This window comes from Streptomyces sp. CB02980 (genome assembly GCF_014451325.2).
GTDB lineage: Bacteria > Actinomycetota > Actinomycetes > Streptomycetales > Streptomycetaceae > Streptomyces.
On record NZ_JACSCH020000005.1, the window covers coordinates 165,775 to 182,031 of the forward strand.

The 16,257-nt window shown below is 73.4% G+C and carries 14 protein-coding genes; 2 read left to right on the plus strand and 12 right to left on the minus strand.

Features of this window, described 5'->3' with window-relative positions:
- Positions 1–102 precede the first annotated feature (102 nt).
- The 7 genes from pheT to infC all read right to left on the minus strand — a co-directional run bounded on the left by pheT (position 103) and on the right by infC (position 8,005).
- A complete protein-coding gene (gene pheT, locus E0F75_RS13255; protein WP_187622712.1) occupies positions 103–2,631 on the minus strand; it encodes a phenylalanine--tRNA ligase subunit beta in 2,529 nt (842 codons plus the stop codon).
- Positions 2,631–3,758 carry a phenylalanine--tRNA ligase subunit alpha gene (pheS, locus tag E0F75_RS13260; protein WP_187622713.1) on the minus strand — a complete coding sequence of 376 codons (1,128 nt, stop codon included), beginning with the start codon at positions 3,756–3,758 and terminating at the stop codon, positions 2,631–2,633. Before pheS ends, pheT begins: the two co-directional genes overlap by 1 nt.
- Positions 3,759–3,935: 177 nt before the next feature.
- Positions 3,936–5,177: an ATP-binding protein gene (locus E0F75_RS13265; protein ID WP_187622714.1), complete on the minus strand. Its 1,242-nt coding sequence runs from the start codon at positions 5,175–5,177 to the stop codon at positions 3,936–3,938.
- 81 nt (positions 5,178–5,258) lie between these two features.
- On the minus strand, positions 5,259–6,098 hold the full coding sequence (locus E0F75_RS13270) for an RNA methyltransferase (RefSeq protein WP_030316091.1): 840 nt from the start codon (positions 6,096–6,098) through the stop codon (positions 5,259–5,261).
- 305 nt (positions 6,099–6,403) lie between these two features.
- A complete protein-coding gene (gene rplT / locus E0F75_RS13275; RefSeq protein WP_187622715.1) occupies positions 6,404–6,790 on the minus strand; it encodes a 50S ribosomal protein L20 in 387 nt (128 codons plus the stop codon).
- Positions 6,791–6,897: 107 nt separating this feature from the next.
- Positions 6,898–7,092 carry a 50S ribosomal protein L35 gene (gene rpmI, locus E0F75_RS13280; RefSeq protein WP_030316087.1) on the minus strand — a complete coding sequence of 65 codons (195 nt, stop codon included), beginning with the start codon at positions 7,090–7,092 and terminating at the stop codon, positions 6,898–6,900.
- Positions 7,093–7,216: 124 nt separating this feature from the next.
- Positions 7,217–8,005 carry a translation initiation factor IF-3 gene (gene infC, locus E0F75_RS13285; protein WP_194480803.1) on the minus strand — a complete coding sequence of 263 codons (789 nt, stop codon included), beginning with the start codon at positions 8,003–8,005 and terminating at the stop codon, positions 7,217–7,219.
- A gap of 272 nt (positions 8,006–8,277) precedes the next feature.
- On the opposite strand from infC, the gene E0F75_RS13290 reads away from it, so the two are divergent.
- The gene (locus E0F75_RS13290) at positions 8,278–8,664 is read left to right on the plus strand and encodes a DUF1844 domain-containing protein (protein WP_030316083.1); all 387 of its coding nucleotides are present in this window, start codon (positions 8,278–8,280) and stop codon (positions 8,662–8,664) included.
- Positions 8,665–8,698: 34 nt separating this feature from the next.
- On the opposite strand, the gene E0F75_RS13295 is transcribed toward E0F75_RS13290, so the two are convergent.
- From E0F75_RS13295 to E0F75_RS13305, 3 genes are all read right to left on the minus strand, one after another.
- A complete protein-coding gene (locus tag E0F75_RS13295; protein ID WP_187622716.1) occupies positions 8,699–9,430 on the minus strand; it encodes an SseB family protein in 732 nt (243 codons plus the stop codon).
- 140 nt (positions 9,431–9,570) lie between these two features.
- Positions 9,571–10,737 (minus strand): type VII secretion-associated serine protease mycosin, encoded by a 1,167-nt coding sequence (gene mycP, locus E0F75_RS13300; protein WP_187622717.1) that lies wholly within the window; start codon positions 10,735–10,737, stop codon positions 9,571–9,573.
- On the minus strand, positions 10,734–11,627 hold the full coding sequence (locus E0F75_RS13305) for a hypothetical protein (RefSeq protein ID WP_229312661.1): 894 nt from the start codon (positions 11,625–11,627) through the stop codon (positions 10,734–10,736). The genes mycP and E0F75_RS13305 overlap by 4 nt, the downstream gene beginning before the upstream one ends.
- Positions 11,628–12,876: 1,249 nt before the next feature.
- On the opposite strand from E0F75_RS13305, the gene E0F75_RS13310 reads away from it, so the two are divergent.
- A complete protein-coding gene (locus tag E0F75_RS13310; protein WP_187622718.1) occupies positions 12,877–14,079 on the plus strand; it encodes an amino acid deaminase/aldolase in 1,203 nt (400 codons plus the stop codon).
- Here the strand turns inward: E0F75_RS13310 and E0F75_RS13315 are convergent.
- Positions 14,076–15,356 (minus strand): HAD family phosphatase, encoded by a 1,281-nt coding sequence (locus E0F75_RS13315; RefSeq protein ID WP_187622719.1) that lies wholly within the window; start codon positions 15,354–15,356, stop codon positions 14,076–14,078. The genes E0F75_RS13310 and E0F75_RS13315 overlap by 4 nt on opposite strands.
- 105 nt (positions 15,357–15,461) lie before the next feature.
- Positions 15,462–16,256: a 3-oxoacyl-ACP reductase gene (locus E0F75_RS13320; protein WP_187622720.1), complete on the minus strand. Its 795-nt coding sequence runs from the start codon at positions 16,254–16,256 to the stop codon at positions 15,462–15,464.
- Position 16,257: the final 1 nt, after the last annotated feature.

The window sequence follows — 16,257 nt, forward strand, 5'->3', positions numbered from 1 at the left end:
CGAATGCCGACCGCACGTACGACACTTCGGGTTCCGGAGACGGCGGAGGGCCGCCCCGGGAAATCCCGGGGCGGCCCTCCTCGCGGTCCGGTGCTACGGCGCTCAGGCGCCGCGCAGGACCGCGCCCGTGCGTTCGGACGCCAGGGCGACCGCCGCGTCGCGGGCCGCGGTGGCCTCATCGACCGTGAGGGTGCGGTCCGGGGCGCGGAACTTCAGGGCGTACGCCAGGGACTTGGTGCCCTCGCCGAGCTGGTCGCCGGTGTAGACGTCGAACAGCCGGATGGACTCGAGGAGTTCACCCGCGCCCTCGGTGAGGGCGGCCTCGACGTCGGCGGCCGGGACGTCGCCCGCGACGACCAGGGCGACGTCCTGGGTGGCGACCGGGAAGGAGGAGATCCGAGGAGCCTTCACCGGGCCCTCGTTCGCCTTCTCCAGGCGGTCCAGGTCGATCTCCATCGCGCAGGTGCGGGCCGGCAGGCCGAAGGCCTTGACCACGCGCGGGTGGAGCTCGCCGGCGTGGCCGACGAGGACCTTCTCGCCGTCCACCTCGACGTGGAACGCGGCGCAGCGGCCCGGGTGCCACGGGGCGTGCTGGTCGGCGCTGATGATCAGCTCGACCCCCGCCTCGGCGGCCACGGTCCGGCCGGCCTCGACCGCGTCCGCCCAGTCGGACGGACGGCCCTTGCCCCACCAGCCGGCCTGCTCGCGCGCACCGGCGAGGACGACGGCGGCGCGGCGCGGCTGCGCGGGCAGCACGGCGTTGACCGAGGCGATCTCCTCGTCGGTGGGACGGCGGTCGACGGGCAGCCGGACGGCGACGCCCGGCTGTCCCTCCGGCCGGAAGACCAGACCGGTCTCGAAGAGCGCCAGGTCGTGGCTGCCGCGGCTGTCGTTCCGGCGCAGCGCGCCGAGCAGGCCCGGCAGCAGCGTCGTACGGAGCGCGGGCTCCTCGTCCGAGAGCGGGTTGACCAGCTTCACGAGCCGACGGCGGGCGTCGTCCGCGTCGAGGCCGAGGTTGTCGAGGGCCTGCTCCCCGATGAACGGGTAGTTCAGCGCCTCGACGTAACCGGCGCCGGCCAGGGCGCGGCCCACGCGGCGGTGGACGCGCTGGCGCTCGGTGAGCCCGCGGCCGGCCGGCGGCTTCGGCAGCGTGGAGGGCAGGTTCTCGTAGCCCTCCAGACGGATGACCTCTTCGGCGAGGTCGTTCGGCTCGTTGAGGTCGGGGCGCCACGACGGCACGGTGACGATGAGCTCGTCCTGGCCGTAGACGTCGCAGCCGACCTCCTGGAGGCGGCGGACGACGGTCTCGCGGCCGTAGCCGACGCCCGCGACCTTGTCCGGGTGGTGCGCCGGCATGGTGATCGTGCGCGGCGCGGACGGGGCGCTGATCTCGGTGACCCCGGCCTCGGCCGTGCCGCCCGCGAGCAGCACGAGCAGGTCGACGCAGCGCTGGGCCGCGGCGGCCGCGGCCTGCGGGTCGACACCGCGCTCGAAGCGCTTGGACGCCTCGGAGGCCAGCTTGTGGCGGCGCGCGGTGCGGGCGATCGAGATCGCGTCGAAGTGCGCGGCCTCGATGACGATCTCGGAGGTGCCGGTGACGACCCCGGTCTCCGGGTCCGTCTCCGGGTCGGCGATCTCCGTGTTGGCTCCGCCCATGACACCGGCGATGCCGATCGGGCCGCGGTCGTCGGTGATGACCAGGTCAGCCGCGTCCAGCACGCGGACGGTGCCGTCGAGCGTGGTGATCTTCTCGCCGGCCTCGGCGCGACGCACTCCGACGGGACCGTCGAGCCGGCTCCGGTCGTAGGCGTGGATCGGCTGGCCGAGCTCGAGCATCACGTAGTTCGTGACGTCGACCGCGAGCGAGATCGGGCGCATGCCGGCCTTCTGGAGGCGGCGGCGCAGCCAGATCGGGGACCGGGCCTCGGGCTGCAGACCGACGACGGTGCGCGCGGTGAAGCGGTCGCAGCCGATCGGGTCGGTGACCCGGACCGGGTAGCCGTACGAGTTGGGCGCGGGCACGTCGAGCAGCGCCGGGTCGCGCAGCGGCAGGCCGTACGCGATGGCGGTCTCGCGGGCGACGCCGCGCATCGAGAGGCAGTAGCCGCGGTCCGGGGTGACGGCGATGTCGAGGACCTCGTCGTACAGCTCCAGGAGCTTCGTGGCGTCGATGCCGATCTCCAGCTCCGGCGGCAGCACGATGATGCCGTGGGTGCCGTCGTCGCCCATGCCGAGCTCGTCGCCGGAGCAGATCATGCCCCGGGAGACCCGGCCGTACGTCTTGCGCTCGGCGATCCGGAAGTCACCGGGGAGCACGGCGCCGGGCAGGGCCACGACGACCTTGTCGCCGGCGGCGAAGTTCCGGGCGCCGCAGATGATCTCCTGGGGCTCGCCGGTGCCGTTGGCCTGGCCGACGTCGACGGTGCAGAAGCGGATGGGCTTCTTGAACTCCGTCAGCTCCTCGATGGTGAGGACCTTGCCGACCACCAGCGGGCCGGTCAGGCCGGCGCCGAGCTGCTCGACGGACTCGACCTCGAGGCCTGCCGAAATGAGCTTGGCCTGGACGTCGCGGCCGGTCTCCGTCGCCGGCAGGTCGACGTACTCCCGCAGCCAAGAAAGCGGGACCCGCATCAGATCTCCATCCCGAACGGCCGGGTGAACCGGACGTCACCCTCGACCATGTTTCGCATGTCGTCGACGTTGTGGCGGAACATCAGCATCCGCTCGATGCCGAACCCGAAGGCGAATCCGCTGTACTTCTCGGGGTCCACACCGCAGGCGACGAGCACCTTCGGGTTGACCATGCCGCAGCCGCCCAGCTCGATCCAGCCCTCGCTGCCGCAGGTGCGGCAGGGGCGGTCCGGGTTGCCGACGGACTCGCCGCGGCAGACGTAGCAGAGCATGTCCATCTCGGCGGACGGCTCGGTGAACGGGAAGAAGTTCGGGCGCAGCCGGGTCTTCATGTCCGGGCCGAAGAGCGCCTGGACCATGTGGTCCAGGGTGCCCTTGAGGTCGGCCATGGTCAGGCCCTCGTCGACGGCGAGCAGCTCGATCTGGTGGAAGACCGGGGTGTGCGTGGCGTCGAGCTCGTCGGTGCGGTAGACGCGGCCGGGGCACACGACGTAGACCGGGGGCTCCCGGTCGATGAGCGTGCGGGCCTGGACCGGCGAGGTGTGCGTGCGCAGCACGACACCGGACTCGTCGCCCGTGGTGCCTTCCGGCCCCTCGACGAAGAAGGTGTCCTGCATCTGGCGCGCCGGGTGGTCCGGTACGAAGTTGAGGGCGTCGAAGTTGAACCACTCCGCCTCGACCTCGGGACCCTCGGCGACCTCGTACCCCATGGAGACGAACACGTCGGAGACGCGCTCCATGAGCGTGGTCAGCGGGTGGCGGGCGCCGGCCGGGACGCGGTCGTACGGCAGGGTGACGTCGACGGCCTCCTCGACGAGGACGCGCGCGTCACGCTCGGCCTCCAGCTCCGTCTGGCGGGCGGCGAGCGCCTTGGAGACGACGCCGCGGGCCTGGCCCACGATCTTTCCGGCGGCGGCCTTGGCCTGCGGGGGCAGGGCACCGATCTCCCGGTTGGCGAGCGCCAGCGGCGAGGTGCCACCGGTGTGCGCCGTCTTCGCGTGCGCGAGCGCGTCGAGGTCGCCCGCGGCGGCGAAGGCGGCGAGCGCCTCGTCCCGCATGCGCTCGATCTCTTCCGGTTTCAGTGCCTCGACCTCAACCGGGTCGTACGACTTATTGGGTGCGGACATCTCTTCCCGTGCTTCCGTTGGCTTGGCTGGGCGGCCCCGCTCGACGTCAAGGGCGCAAACGTGCCAAAGGACGAGTCTAACGGGGTGGGGGGATGCGAATGAGCCCGTGGGCGGCCCGGGCGGCTTTCGATCTCGTCCGATCCTGTCCGATCCGGTCGGACTTCGTGCTGGATCTCGTCAGGCGAGATGGGCCGGGGTGCCGACGGGCAGCATAAATCGGAACTCGGCCCCGCCTCGGGGGCCCCTGCCGACGGTGATGGTTCCGCCGTGGGCCTCGACGACGCCCTTGACGATATAGAGGCCGAGCCCGGTGCCGCCGCGCTTGCTGCCCCGCCAGAAGCGGGTGAAGACGCGGCTCATCGACTCCTCGGGGATGCCGGGGCCCTCGTCGCTCACGGTGACCTCCGTCCCCTCTTCTCCATCGGCGCACGTCCTGGCGGGTGCCACCTCGATGGTGACGGTTCCGTCGCCGTGGCGCACCGCATTTTCGAGGAGGTTCCCGAGGATCTGGTCGATCTTGTCGGGGTCGGCCCAGAGCGCGGGCAGTCCGGGCATGATCCGGACGAAGAACCGGTCCGGGGACTGGCCGCCGGTGATGTGCACCTGGACGTGCCGGCCGATGGCGGCGGCGATGTCGACGGGCTGACGCCGCACTTCGAGCCGGCCGGAGTCGATCCGGGAGATGTCGAGGAGTTCGGCGATGAGCCGCTTGATGCGGCCCGCGTCGGCGTCGACGGTCTCCAGCATCAGCCGCTTCTGCTCGTCGTTGAACCGCTCCCACTTGGTGAGGAGGGTGGCGGTGAAGCCCTTGACGGAGGTGAGCGGGGAGCGCAGTTCGTGGGCGACCGTGGCGATGAGCTCGGCGTGGCTGCGCTCGGTGCGACGGCGCGCCTCGGTGCCGCGCAGACAGATCACGACCCGGCGGACCGGTCCGGTGGGGTGCTCGCGGACGTACCGGGCGGAGACGAGGACCTCACGGCCGCCGGGCAGCAGCAGATTGCGCTCGGGCTGGCCGCGGCGGGTGGCGAGGCCGCCGTACGGGTCGGTCAGGGCCCACCAGCGGCGCCCCTTGAGGTCTTCGAGCGGCAGCGCCTGGTCGAGGGGGAGGCCGAGGGCCTTGTCGCCGGGGACGGCGGTGATGCGGCTGGCGGCGGCGTTGAAGGTGACGACCCGGCCGGTCTCGTCGGCGACGACGAGTCCGTCGGGCAGGTCGTCGGGAAGCACGCCGGCGAACCCGTCGGTGTCGGCCGTGGCGGCATCGGCCGTCTCGGCGGCGGCGGGGCTCGAACCCTGCCGGGCAGCGGGCTCGGCGGGGCCGGCCCGCTCCCCGGTGTCCGGTGCGGCCGCCTGGCCCGGTGACTCCTGGGCGTGCGGCGCGGCGCTCCGTGCCTGTGCGGGACTGTCCGTGCCGACCGTCATCCCCGTTCCCCACCCCTCCGTGTAGCGCAGTGGGCCCCCGAGTGCGTCACTCTACTGGGCGGGGAGGGCGGAATGGACCCCTCAGGCGGAGGTTCGGGGCCGCTGTGCGCGGGCGGAGGCGTACAGGCAGACCGCGGCGGCCGTCGCGAGGTTGAGGCTCTCGGCCTTGCCGTGGATCGGGACGCGGACGACGGCGTCGGCGAGGGCCCGGGTCTCCTCGGGCAGCCCCCAGGCCTCGTTGCCGAAGATCCAGGCGGTGGGCCCGCCCATGGTGCCGGCGTCCAGCTCGGCGTCGAGGTCGTCCTGACCCGCCCCGTCGGCGGCGAGGATCCGTACGCCCGCGCTCTTCAGCCCGGCGACGGCCTGCTCGACGGGGACACCGACGGCGACCGGCAGGTGGAAGAGCGAACCGACGGAGGCCCGGACGGACTTCGGGTTGTAGAGGTCGACGGAGGCGTCGGTGAGGACGACCGCGTCGGCGCCGGCCGCGTCGGCGCAGCGCAGCACCGTGCCGGCGTTCCCGGGATCGCGTACGTGGGCGAGGACGGCGACCAGCTTGGGGCGGGCCGCGACGATCTCCTCGAACGGCGAGTCGAGGAACCGGCAGACACCGACGAGCCCCTGCGGGGTGACGGTCTGGGAGACCTCGGCGAGGACGGCGTCGGAGGCGTGGTGGACGCGGGCCCCGGCGGCGAGGGCGGCCTCGATGATGGCGCTGTAGCGCTCGGCGGCCTCGACGGTGGTGAAGAGCTCGACGAGCGTGGGCTCTCCGGTGGAACCGCGGTGCTCGACGGCCTCACGGACGGCCTGCGGGCCCTCGGCGATGAAGAGGCGGTCCTTGCCCCGGAAGTTGCGCTTGGCGAGCCGCCGGGCGGCGACGACGCGCGGGGAACGCGGGGAGATCAGCTCGGGGGTGACCATGAGGTGCGGCGGTTCTCTCTTCGGTGCCGGGTGGCTTCGGGGTCCGGGCTTCAGGGTCCGGGGCTTCGGTGACCGGGGCTTCGGTGACCGGTCGCGTGACCTTCGGTGACCGGTCGCGTGACGTTCGGTGTCCGGTCGCGGAGCCGGTCTCGGGCCGGGGTCGGTGACGCTTCGGGCCTGACTCGGTGGCGCTTCGGGCCGGGGCGGCCCACCTCCACCGAACACCCTTCAGGGGGCAGACGCACCCGGACCCGCAGACGCGTGCGCGCCTGCGGGTCCGGGCAGAAGTACTGCGGCCTGGAAGATCAGGCGGCGGCCTTCGGGGCGTTGACGTCGGCCGGCAGAGCCTTCTGCGCGACCTCGACCAGCGCGGCGAACGCGTTGGAGTCGTTGACGGCCAGCTCGGCGAGGATCTTGCGGTCCACCTCGATGTTGGCGGCGTTCAGACCCTGGATGAGGCGGTTGTACGTCATGCCGTTCTGGCGGGCAGCGGCGTTGATGCGCTGGATCCACAGCCGACGGAAGTCGCCCTTGCGCTTCTTGCGGTCGTTGTAGTTGTAGACCAGGGAGTGGGTGACCTGCTCCTTGGCCTTGCGGTACAGGCGCGAGCGCTGACCGCGGTAGCCGGAGGCCGCCTCGAGGATCGCCCGGCGCTTCTTGTGGGCGTTGACTGCCCGCTTGACGCGTGCCACTTGTTAACTCCTTGTAGCGGGGTCGTGGTGGTCCTCACACGACCCGAAAAACGGATGGTTCCCGGTCTTGGCCGGAAGCTCTCGTCGCCGAGAGCGGGAGATCAAACTCAGATGCCCAGCATCTTCTTGATCTTGGCGGCGTCACCCGGGGCCATCTCGGCGTTGCCGGTGAGGCGACGCGTCAGCTTGGACGACTTGTGCTCGAGCAGGTGGCGCTTGCCGGCGCGCTCGCGCAGGATCTTGCCGGTGCCGGTGACCTTGAAGCGCTTCTTGGCACCGGAGTGCGTCTTGTTCTTCGGCATCGCGCCGTATCTCCTCGTCAGTGGCGCTCCCCACCGGTGCGGGCACCGGTGATCCGGGAGCGTCAAATCTTCGTTTGGTGGTTCCGGGCGGGGCCCAGGGCTGCCTGGTTGGCAGCCCGTCGGGTCACGCCTCGGGGTTCTCGGCCGGGGCTTCCGCCTCGGCCTCGACGACCGGAGCCTCAGCGGCCTCGGCCTCGACCGGAGCCTCCGCCTCGGTCTCGGCGACCGGAGCCTCGGACGTCTCCTCGGAGGTGACGCCCTGACGCTCGGCCTTGCGTGCGGCCTGGGCCTCACGCGCCTCGGCCATGGCCTCGGTCTTCTTCTTGTGCGGGCCGAGAACCATGATCATGTTCCGGCCGTCCTGCTTCGGGTTGGACTCGATGAAGCCAAGCTCCTCGACGTCCGACGCCAGCCGCTGCAGCAGCCGGAAACCAAGCTCGGGACGGGACTGCTCACGACCACGGAACATGATCGTGATCTTGACCTTGTCACCCTGCTTGAGGAACCGGACGACGTGACCCTTCTTGGTGTCATAGTCGTGCGGGTCGATCTTCGGCCGGAGCTTCATCTCCTTGATGACCGTGTGCGCCTGGTTCTTGCGCGCCTCACGGGCCTTCATGGCCGACTCGTACTTGAACTTCCCGTAGTCCATGAGCTTGCACACGGGCGGACGGGCGGTCGCCGCTACCTCGACCAGGTCGAGGTCGTACTCCTGTGCGAGCTCCAGGGCCTTGGCAAGCGGAACAATCCCGACCTGCTCGCCGCTGGGTCCGACAAGTCGCACCTCGGGAACGCGAATCCTGTCGTTGATGCGGGGCTCGGCGCTGATGGATCCTCCTCGGTAGCACCACGCGACCGCCTGGCGGACGGACGCGCATGTCTGTTTCTGGTGAGACCAACCGAGCCGGTACATGAAAAATGCCCCGGACGGGACACAGGCGGGGCTCCACAGAAATACCGGAGCACCGCCGCGGTCAACCGCGGGGCGCACATCGGGCGGCTCCATCGTCCGTACGGAACGATGGGCGCCACCTGACCGGTGACCCGCCACCCGTGAGGGCGGTCAGGTGGGAGTACGGAGCCTCCACTTGTGGGCCGGGCACACAGGTGTCCGGCCGGTCGTTACACAAGGTTAGCAGGACCCGGCGGTCTCCGCTAACCGAGGACCGGCATATCGTATGAGGCATGAGCGAGACGCCCCAGAACGAGTCCCCGGACTCCCCCGACACCGCCGATTCCCCCGACTTCGACGCCATGACCCGCGACATCGCGGAGGTCCCCGCGGTCGAGGTGATCGTGACCGTCGCCGTCAACCTGATGAGCGCCGCCGCGGTGAAGCTCGGACTCACCGAGGAGGGCGACAAGTACAAGGACCTCGACGAGGCCCGCAAGCTGGTGCACGCGCTCGCGGGCCTGCTCGACGCCGGCGCGACGGAGGTGTCGTCCTTCCACGCGGCTCCCCTGCGGGACGGCCTGAAGTCCCTCCAGCTCGCCTTCCGCGAGGCGTCCCTGATCCCGGACGAGCCGGGCCAGGGGCCGGGCGAGAAGTACACGGGGCCGGTGTACGGCTAGGACCTGGTCGGGGGCGGGGGTACGCCCTCGTCGCTTACCGCTTTACGTAGAAGGGCTCGCCCGGAGGCGTGGCCGAGGCCGGCAGGAGTGCCAGGTCGAGGCCCCGCACCAGGCGGGCCCTCAGTGTTTCGTCGGCGGCCAGGGCGCGGGCCACGCGCTGGGCGGCCTCCGCCGGGGAGCCCCCCTCGGCGAGGACCAGGGCGAGGGTGCCGTCGGCGGCGCCGGGGCCCAGGTGGGCACGGAGCACCGCGGGCTCGGCGGCGACGGCGACCCGTACCGCTTCCCGAACGGCGGGGTCGTCGAGGGGGTCGGCGCTGGTGCGGCCCTCGGCGAGGGCGAGCAGGGCCGGGCCGGTCAGCTGGTACGGCACCGGGCCCGCGAGGTCGAGGACGACCGTGTCGGCCTTCTCGTGCGCGGCCGCCTGGAGCGCCTGGTGGAGCGGGACGGCCACGGGCCGGGCCTCCGGGTCCCACAGGGCGAGCGAGGCGATCGAGGTGAAGGCGGGCAGGGCGCGCCGGTCACCGGCGGTGAGGGTGGGGACCGCCATGTCGCTGGTCTTCTCGCGGCGCAGGCCGTTCTCGTCGGTCTCGACCTCGCCGAGGACGGCGACGACGGGGACGAGCAGCCGGGCCTCCCGCAGCGCGTCGAGGACGGGGCCGTGGGCGGTTCTGTCCTCCGCCCAGGCCGCGAGGGCCGCGGCGAGCCGCGGGTCGGCGGTGCCGTCGTCGTCGGAGAAACCGGGGTCCGGGATGTTCTTGAGCGCCACGCACCGAGCCTAACCGCCGCGCGGGGGCGTTCGGTCCGCCGGGTCCTGGCGGGCCCGGTGGGTCCTGGCGGGCCCGGTGAGTCCTGGCGGGCCCGGTGAGTCCTGGCGGGCCCGGTGAGTCCTAGCGGGTCCGGTAGGTCCTAGCGGGTCCGGTGGGCGCGGCGGAGGATCACGGCGGTGAGGAGGAGCAGGGCGCCGAGGCCGCCGGTGAGCGGGGCGAGCAGGCCGATGGGGCGGCTCTCCTCGGGGGCTGGGAGCGGTCCGGGCCCGAAGTGGCGGCCCTGGTAGCCGGTGGCCGTGGTCTTGGGGTCGCCGCCCTTGATCTTCGCGCCGGCCTCGATCGCGGCGGCCGGGTCGACCGTCCCGTACCCCTTGGCGTCGCTGCGGCCGCCCTTGGGGCGGCTGCGGGCGGTGTCGATGAGAAGCCGCTTGACCTGGGCCGGGGTGAGGTCGGGGTGCGCGGAGCGGACCAGGGCGACGGCTCCGGAGGCGAACGCGGCGGCGGCGCTGGTGCCCCAGCCCTCGTAGTAACGGCGGTCCGGGTCGGCGATGGCGATGTCGACACCGGGGGCGCTGACGGTGGCGTACCAGCGGCGGGTGGAGAAGGAGGCGTGGGTGCCGTAGCGGTCGACCGCGGTGACGGCGATGACGCCGGGGTAGGCGGCGGGGTACGAGATGTGGTCGCCCTTCTCGCCCCCGTTGCCGGCGGAGGCGACGACGGACACGCCCTTCGCGAGCGCGTACTGGACGGCGGCGTCCTCGCCGGCGTCCGGGTGGGCGGACTTGGAGTCGTCGCCCAGGGACATGTTGATGACGTCGGCACCGTGGTCGGCGGCCCACCGGATGCCTTCGGCGAGCGCGGTGCCCCGGGTCTTGCGGGCCTTGTCGCGGGACTTGTCGGTGCCTTCGAGGATGACCCGGACCGGCAGGATCCTGGCGTCGGGGGCGATGCCGAGGACGCCGTCGCCGCCGTCGGGGCCGTGGCCGTGCCCGGCGATGATCCCGGCCATGGCGGTGCCGTGCCGGGCCCAGGCGCGGTCGCCCCGGGAGGCCCCGAAGCCGACGAGGTCGCGGCCGGCGAGGACCGAACCCTCGAGGTCGGGGTGCTGGTCGTCGACGCCGGTGTCGAGGACGGCGACGGTGATGCCCTCCCCCTTGGTGGTGCGCCAGGCCTCCGTGGTGTGGAGGGCCTGGAGACCCCACTGCCGGGCCCGGATGGTGTCGGCGTACGCGGGTGTGGTGGTGGCGGGGAGGACGGCGAAGGCGGTGGCGAGGAGGACGGCCGCGGGGGTGCGGAGGCGGGTCACCGGGCGTCCTTCTCCTTGTCCTTCGCCGGCGGGGCGACGGCCGTGCGCAGCAGCTGCTCGAAACGGAGGGTGATGTTCTTGGCCTCGTGGCCGAGGCCGGACTGCGCGGTGGCGTCGGTACGGCCGGCGGTCATGGCGCGGTCGGCGGGCTGCGGGGCCTCGACGGCGCGGCCGTCGGCGAAGCCGGAGACGGCGGTGACGACGACGGGGAGGTCGGTGGGGGCGTTCAGCCACCAGCCGGCCCGCTGCTTCGCGCCGAAGCGGGCCGCGACGGTGCCGGGGCCGGAGAGCGCCGGGGGGACGTCCTGGCCGAGGCGGGCGGTGAGCCCCTGGCCGAGGGTGCGCTGCGTGGTGGCGTCGGCACGGGTGAAGACGAGGCCGACGGTGATCACGCTGCTGGCGGTGGCGTCGGTGTACGTGGCGCGCAGGACGCGCTCGCAGCCGAGCGGCCGGAGGGTGGCGAGGAGGCCCTTGGCCAGGACCGCCGGCGAACAGACGGCGTCGGGGGCGACGACGATCCGGGTCCAGGTACGGGCGGCGCCGCCCGGCCCCGCGCCGGGTCCTGCGAGGGTGCGGGGGAAGAGGGTGTCGACGGGGGCGTTGTGCCAGAGGTCCTTGGCCTGGGTGTACCCGGCGGGTTCGGCGGGCTCCCCGGACTCGGCGGCGGCCAGCCACATGCCGGCGAGGGCCCCGCCGATGAGCCCGATCCCGAGCACGGCGCAGACGCCGACGGCGATGGCCCGCCCGGTCCGCCGCTCCCGCACGGGCCGGAGCCGCGTGGTGGTCTCGGCGGGAGTCTCGGGCGGCAGGGCGGCGGTGGCGGCCCGGTGGGCACCGTGGCCGTGGGCGTGGCCGAACGGGGTGGAGTGGGGCCGGGCGTGGTGGGGCACGGCGGGACCGGAAGCGGGGCGCGCGTGGGCGGGAGCGACCGGGGCGGGGCCTGCGGCGGCGGGCGCGGGGTTCGTCCGGCGGGGCGTCGGCCGGGCCGGCGCGGGCTGCGGGTGGGGGGCGGTGGGACCTGCGGCCGGCCGCGGGAGGGTGGCGGGCGCGGGCCGGGACGGGGCGGCGGACGCGGGCTGCCAGGGGGCGCCGGGCGCCGGAGCGGCAGGACCGGGCATCGGCCGATTCGGAGCGGCAGCCGCCGAACCCGGACCTGAGGCGGAGGCGGAAGGAGCGGGCATCGTCCGGGGCGAGCTGCCGGTTTCACCCGGGGCCGGCACGGCGGAGGTCACTGCGGAGACCGGGGAAGCCGGAGGAGCCGGCGGGCGGAACGGTGCAGCCGGAGGAGCCGGCAGGCGGAACGGTGCCGCCGGAGCGGTCGTCGGGCGGGGCGGGGTCGCCGGCGTCGAACGCGCGGGACCGGACGCCGGACGGCGCGGAGCGGCGGACGGAGTCGCGGAACCCGCCAACGGAGGCATCGGCTGCGAGACCGCCGAGCTCGCCCGCGGCGGAGCCGCCGGGCCGGAGACCCGACCGGACGGAGTCGCCGGAGCGGGCACCGGGCGGGACCCGGCCGCAGGGGAGGCTGCGGGACCGGACGCCGGAGCGGTCGAGCCTGGAGGCGGGGACCCCGCCGCAGGAGGGGCTGCCGGGCCTGACGTCGCAGATGCGGGGCGGCCTGGAGCCGTACCCCCGGGCAGGGTTGCCGGGGTCGCGGGGCCCGGTGCGGGCCGCACCGGAACCTCGGGCGCTCGGGTCGCCGGGCCGGACTCCGGGCGCACCGCAGGCGCCGAGGCCACCCGTGGCGGAGCCGACGGTGCCGTCGCGGTGGTCGCCGGGCGGGGCGCGGTCACGGCCGTCGAGGCCGTGGGCACGGTCACCGGGCGGGGCGCGGTCTCAGGAGGCCTCGGCTGGGTCGCCGGGGCCGTCGCGGCCACCGGTCCGACCCCTGGCGCCGGCGGCGCGTCCCCCGGTCTGATCGGTCGCAGCCGCGTCGTCGTCTCCATCTCGGACGGGGCCGGGGCCGGGTCCGGTCGGAGGAGGGCGTCCGTGATGCGGGAGGTCGTGCCGGGGCGCTGTTCGCCGGTCATCCCCGTCCCCCCGCTCGTGTCGACAATGCCCGTCACTCTACGGGCTGTTCCCCCTGGTACGGGAACCCAGGGGCTACCCACCCGTAAACCTGTCTGGCAAGCTCGGGCCATGACTCCCCGTGCCGCCGACCGGGCCCGTTACGACCGGGCCACCGCTCATCTCGACGCGCCCGTGGCGATCGTCGATCTGGAGGCCTTCGACGCCAACGCGGACGACCTCGTGCGCCGGGCCGGCGGCAAGCCCGTCCGGGTCGCGAGCAAGTCCGTGCGGTGCCGGGCGCTCCTGGAGCGGGTGCTGGCGCGGGAGGGCTTCGCCGGGATCATGTCGTTCACGCTCGACGAGTCGCTGTGGCTGGCCCGTGCCGGGTTCGAGGACGTGCTCCTCGCCTATCCGTCGGCGGACCGCACCGGCTTCGGCGAGCTGGCGCGCGATCCGAAGCTGGCGGCCGCCGTGACGGTGATGGTCGACGACGTGGCGCAGCTGGATCTGATCGACGCCTCCCGCGCGGGCGGGACGGAGGAGGTCCGGGTCTGTCTGGAGCTGGACACGGCGCTCAGCCTCCTCGGCGGCCGGATCCGCGTCGGTGCCCTTCGCTCCCCGCTGCGCGAGCCCGCGCAACTCGCGGAGCTGGCCCGTTCGGTGGTGCGGCGCCCCGGGTTCCGGCTGGTCGGGATCATGGCGTACGAGGGGCATGTCGCGGGTGTCGGCGACGCGATCGCCGGCCGGCCGCTGCGGTCGCGGGCGATCCGGCTCATGCAGGCGGCGGCCCGCAGGGAGCTGGCCGAGCGCAGGGCGGCCGTGGTGCGTGCCGTCCGGGCCGTGGCACCGGACCTGGAGTTCGTGAACGGCGGGGGCACCGGCAGCGTGCAGCACACGGCCGCCGAGGACGCGGTGACGGAGATCGCCGCGGGTTCGGGGCTCTTCGTGCCGCGCCTCTTCGACAACTACACCTCGTTCAACGGCCGGCCCGCGGCGCTCTTCGCGCAGCCCGTCGTCCGCCGCCCGGGTGTCGGCGTGGTGACCGTCCTCGGGGGCGGCTATCCCGCGTCCGGGGCCGCCGGGCCCGACCGGCTGCCCGTGCCGTATCTGCCGGAGGGGCTCACGTACGACCCCCAGGAGGGTCCGGGCGAGGTGCAGACCCCGCTGCTCGGCTCGCCGGCCGACGATCTGCGGATCGGCGACAAGGTGTGGTTCCGGCACGCGAAGGCCGGCGAGCTGTGCGAGCGGTTCGAGAGCCTGCGGCTGGTCGAGGGCGACCGGATCACGGCGACCGTGCCGACGTACCGGGGCGAGGGGCAGACCTTCCTCTAGGACGGGAAGACCCGGTCCGACTGGTCCGGGATCACGCTGCCGTCGGGCCGACGGACCGGTTCCGCCGTACCGTCGGGCGCCGTGTATCCGGTGGTGGCGCAGGGGTACGGGGTGGTCTTGCGCTGCTTCGGCTCGATGAACATGGGGTTGACGATCCAGCGGCCGTCGCCGTTCTCGTACGCCCGGCACATGAGTTCGTTCTTGTTGCGGTTGAGGACCAGGCGCAGTCCGGTGGCGTCCCGCAGGAACGAGATGTCGGTGTCGGAGTCACCGGCGGCGAAGACCTGGCGCCGGGAGGCGGGCTGGACGCGCTCGGCGGCGGGGCCGCGGACGCCGAAGATCTCCTGGTTGATCCAGCAGCGCTTGCCGTCGATGTAGGTGATCATCCCGTCCTCCCCGTCCCGCACCGTCCCGCAGCCCTTGAGGTGGGCGGTGAGCCGGCCGTGGTCGGTGGTGTTGCGGATCCCGAGGGCGTGGGAGGGCTGGACACCGACGCCCTTCGCCCAGACGTCGACGACGGGTTCGGGTGAGGCCGAGACGATCCAGACGTCGAAGCCGGCGGCCCGGAGCGTACGGATCAGGTCGCGCTGCTGGGGGTAGTAGCGGACCCAGCCGGTGACCCGGGCGGTGCCGACGCGCTGGGTGGCGCCCTGCGGAGCGGCGAGGTTCTCGGCGCGGGCGGCGGCGGCGAAGGACTCGACCTCGCGGGTGGTCCAGCCGCGCAGGAGCTGGGCGAGCCAGGCGTACTGCGGTTCCATGCGGCGGTGGTCGAAGCCGGCGAACGCGTCGGCGCCGCCGCTGGTGGCACCGGTTCCGTAGACGGCGAGGATCTCGTCGGCGCATCGGGTGTCGGTGGCGGTGGGGAGGGTGCGTACGCGGGAGGGGCAGGCGTCTCCGAGGGCGGCCGCGGCCTCGGGGGTCAGATACCGGCTGGTGGTGGACCAGTCGCCGTTCCTCGGGGGCCGGACGCGGTCATTGCGGAGCAGCCAGTAGAGGGTGGCGTCGCCGACGTCGTTCTTGATGACGGTGTTGTCCCAGTCGAAGACCGCGACCGGCTTCCTCCCCTTGTCGCGGCAGTGGTCGGCGACGAGGGCGTCGACGCGTGCCTTGTTGTCGCCGTACCAGCCCTCGGAGACCGTGAGGGTGGGGCACGGCCGGGGCGCGCGGTGCTCCTGGGGCTTCGCCTCGGCGGTGGTGGCGGAGCCGAGGCTCGTCGCGGCGAGGGCGAGGGCGGCTGCGGCGGCCGCGGACGTACGGACTCGGGAACGTCGGTTCATGATCACTCTCCTGTCGGGGCTGTTCCGGACACGGAACAGCCGGGCGCCTTGCGACGCCCGGCTGCCCGGTGGGGATGTGGGGGTGTGGGGGGGGGTGGCGGCGGTCTAGAGGGGCGTCACGTACGCGCCCGCGATGCCTCCGTCGACCAGGAAGTCGCTGGCGTTGACGAAGGACGAGTCGTCGCTCGCGAGGAAGGCGACCGCGGCCGCGATCTCCTCGGCCTCGGCGAAGCGGCCGACCGGGATGTGGACCAGGCGGCGCGCGGCCCGCTCGGGGTCCTTGGCGAACAGCTCCTGGAGGAGCGGGGTGTTCACCGGTCCGGGGCACAGGGCGTTGACGCGGATGCCCTCGCGGGCGAACTGCACGCCGAGCTCGCGGGACATCGCGAGCACGCCGCCCTTGGAGGCGGTGTACGAGATCTGGCTGGTGGCCGCGCCCATGATCGCGACGAAGGAGGCGGTGTTGATGATGGAGCCCTTGCCCTGGCGGCGCATGTACGGCAGGGCGGCCTTGCAGCACAGGTAGACCGAGGTGAGGTTGACGTCCTGGACGCGCTTCCAGGCGTCCAGGCCGGTCTCCAGGATGGAGTCGTCGTCGGGCGGCGAGATGCCGGCGTTGTTGAAGGCGATGTCGACGGACCCGTAGGTGTCGAAGGCGGTCTTGAACAGCGCCTCGACCTGCTCGGGGTCGGTGACGTCGACCTTCACGAAGGTTCCGCCGACCTCCTCGGCGGCGGCCTTGCCGGCGGTCTCGTCGATGTCGCCGCAGACGACGTTGGCGCCCTCGGAGGCGAGGCGGCGGGCGGTGGCGAGGCCGATGCCGCTGCCGGCTCCGGTGATGACGGCGGTGCGGCCGACGAGCCGGCGGCAGACGATCTCTTCGGTGCTGGTGCTGGTCATG

What these genes read in the sequence shown, in the direction of transcription:
- pheT (WP_187622712.1), bottom strand. Translation starts at nt 2,631, where the DNA reads ATGCGGGTCCCGCTTTCTTGGCTGCGGGAGTACGTCGACCTGCCGGCG.
- pheS (WP_187622713.1), bottom strand. Translation starts at nt 3,758, where the DNA reads ATGTCCGCACCCAATAAGTCGTACGACCCGGTTGAGGTCGAGGCACTG.
- E0F75_RS13265 (WP_187622714.1), bottom strand. Translation starts at nt 5,177, where the DNA reads ATGACGGTCGGCACGGACAGTCCCGCACAGGCACGGAGCGCCGCGCCG.
- E0F75_RS13270 (WP_030316091.1), bottom strand. Translation starts at nt 6,098, where the DNA reads ATGGTCACCCCCGAGCTGATCTCCCCGCGTTCCCCGCGCGTCGTCGCC.
- rpmI (WP_030316087.1), bottom strand. Translation starts at nt 7,092, where the DNA reads ATGCCGAAGAACAAGACGCACTCCGGTGCCAAGAAGCGCTTCAAGGTC.
- infC (WP_194480803.1), bottom strand. Translation starts at nt 8,005, where the DNA reads ATGTACCGGCTCGGTTGGTCTCACCAGAAACAGACATGCGCGTCCGTC.
- E0F75_RS13290 (WP_030316083.1), top strand. Translation starts at nt 8,278, where the DNA reads ATGAGCGAGACGCCCCAGAACGAGTCCCCGGACTCCCCCGACACCGCC.
- E0F75_RS13310 (WP_187622718.1), top strand. Translation starts at nt 12,877, where the DNA reads ATGACTCCCCGTGCCGCCGACCGGGCCCGTTACGACCGGGCCACCGCT.
- E0F75_RS13315 (WP_187622719.1), bottom strand. Translation starts at nt 15,356, where the DNA reads ATGAACCGACGTTCCCGAGTCCGTACGTCCGCGGCCGCCGCAGCCGCC.
- E0F75_RS13320 (WP_187622720.1), bottom strand. Translation starts at nt 16,256, where the DNA reads ATGACCAGCACCAGCACCGAAGAGATCGTCTGCCGCCGGCTCGTCGGC.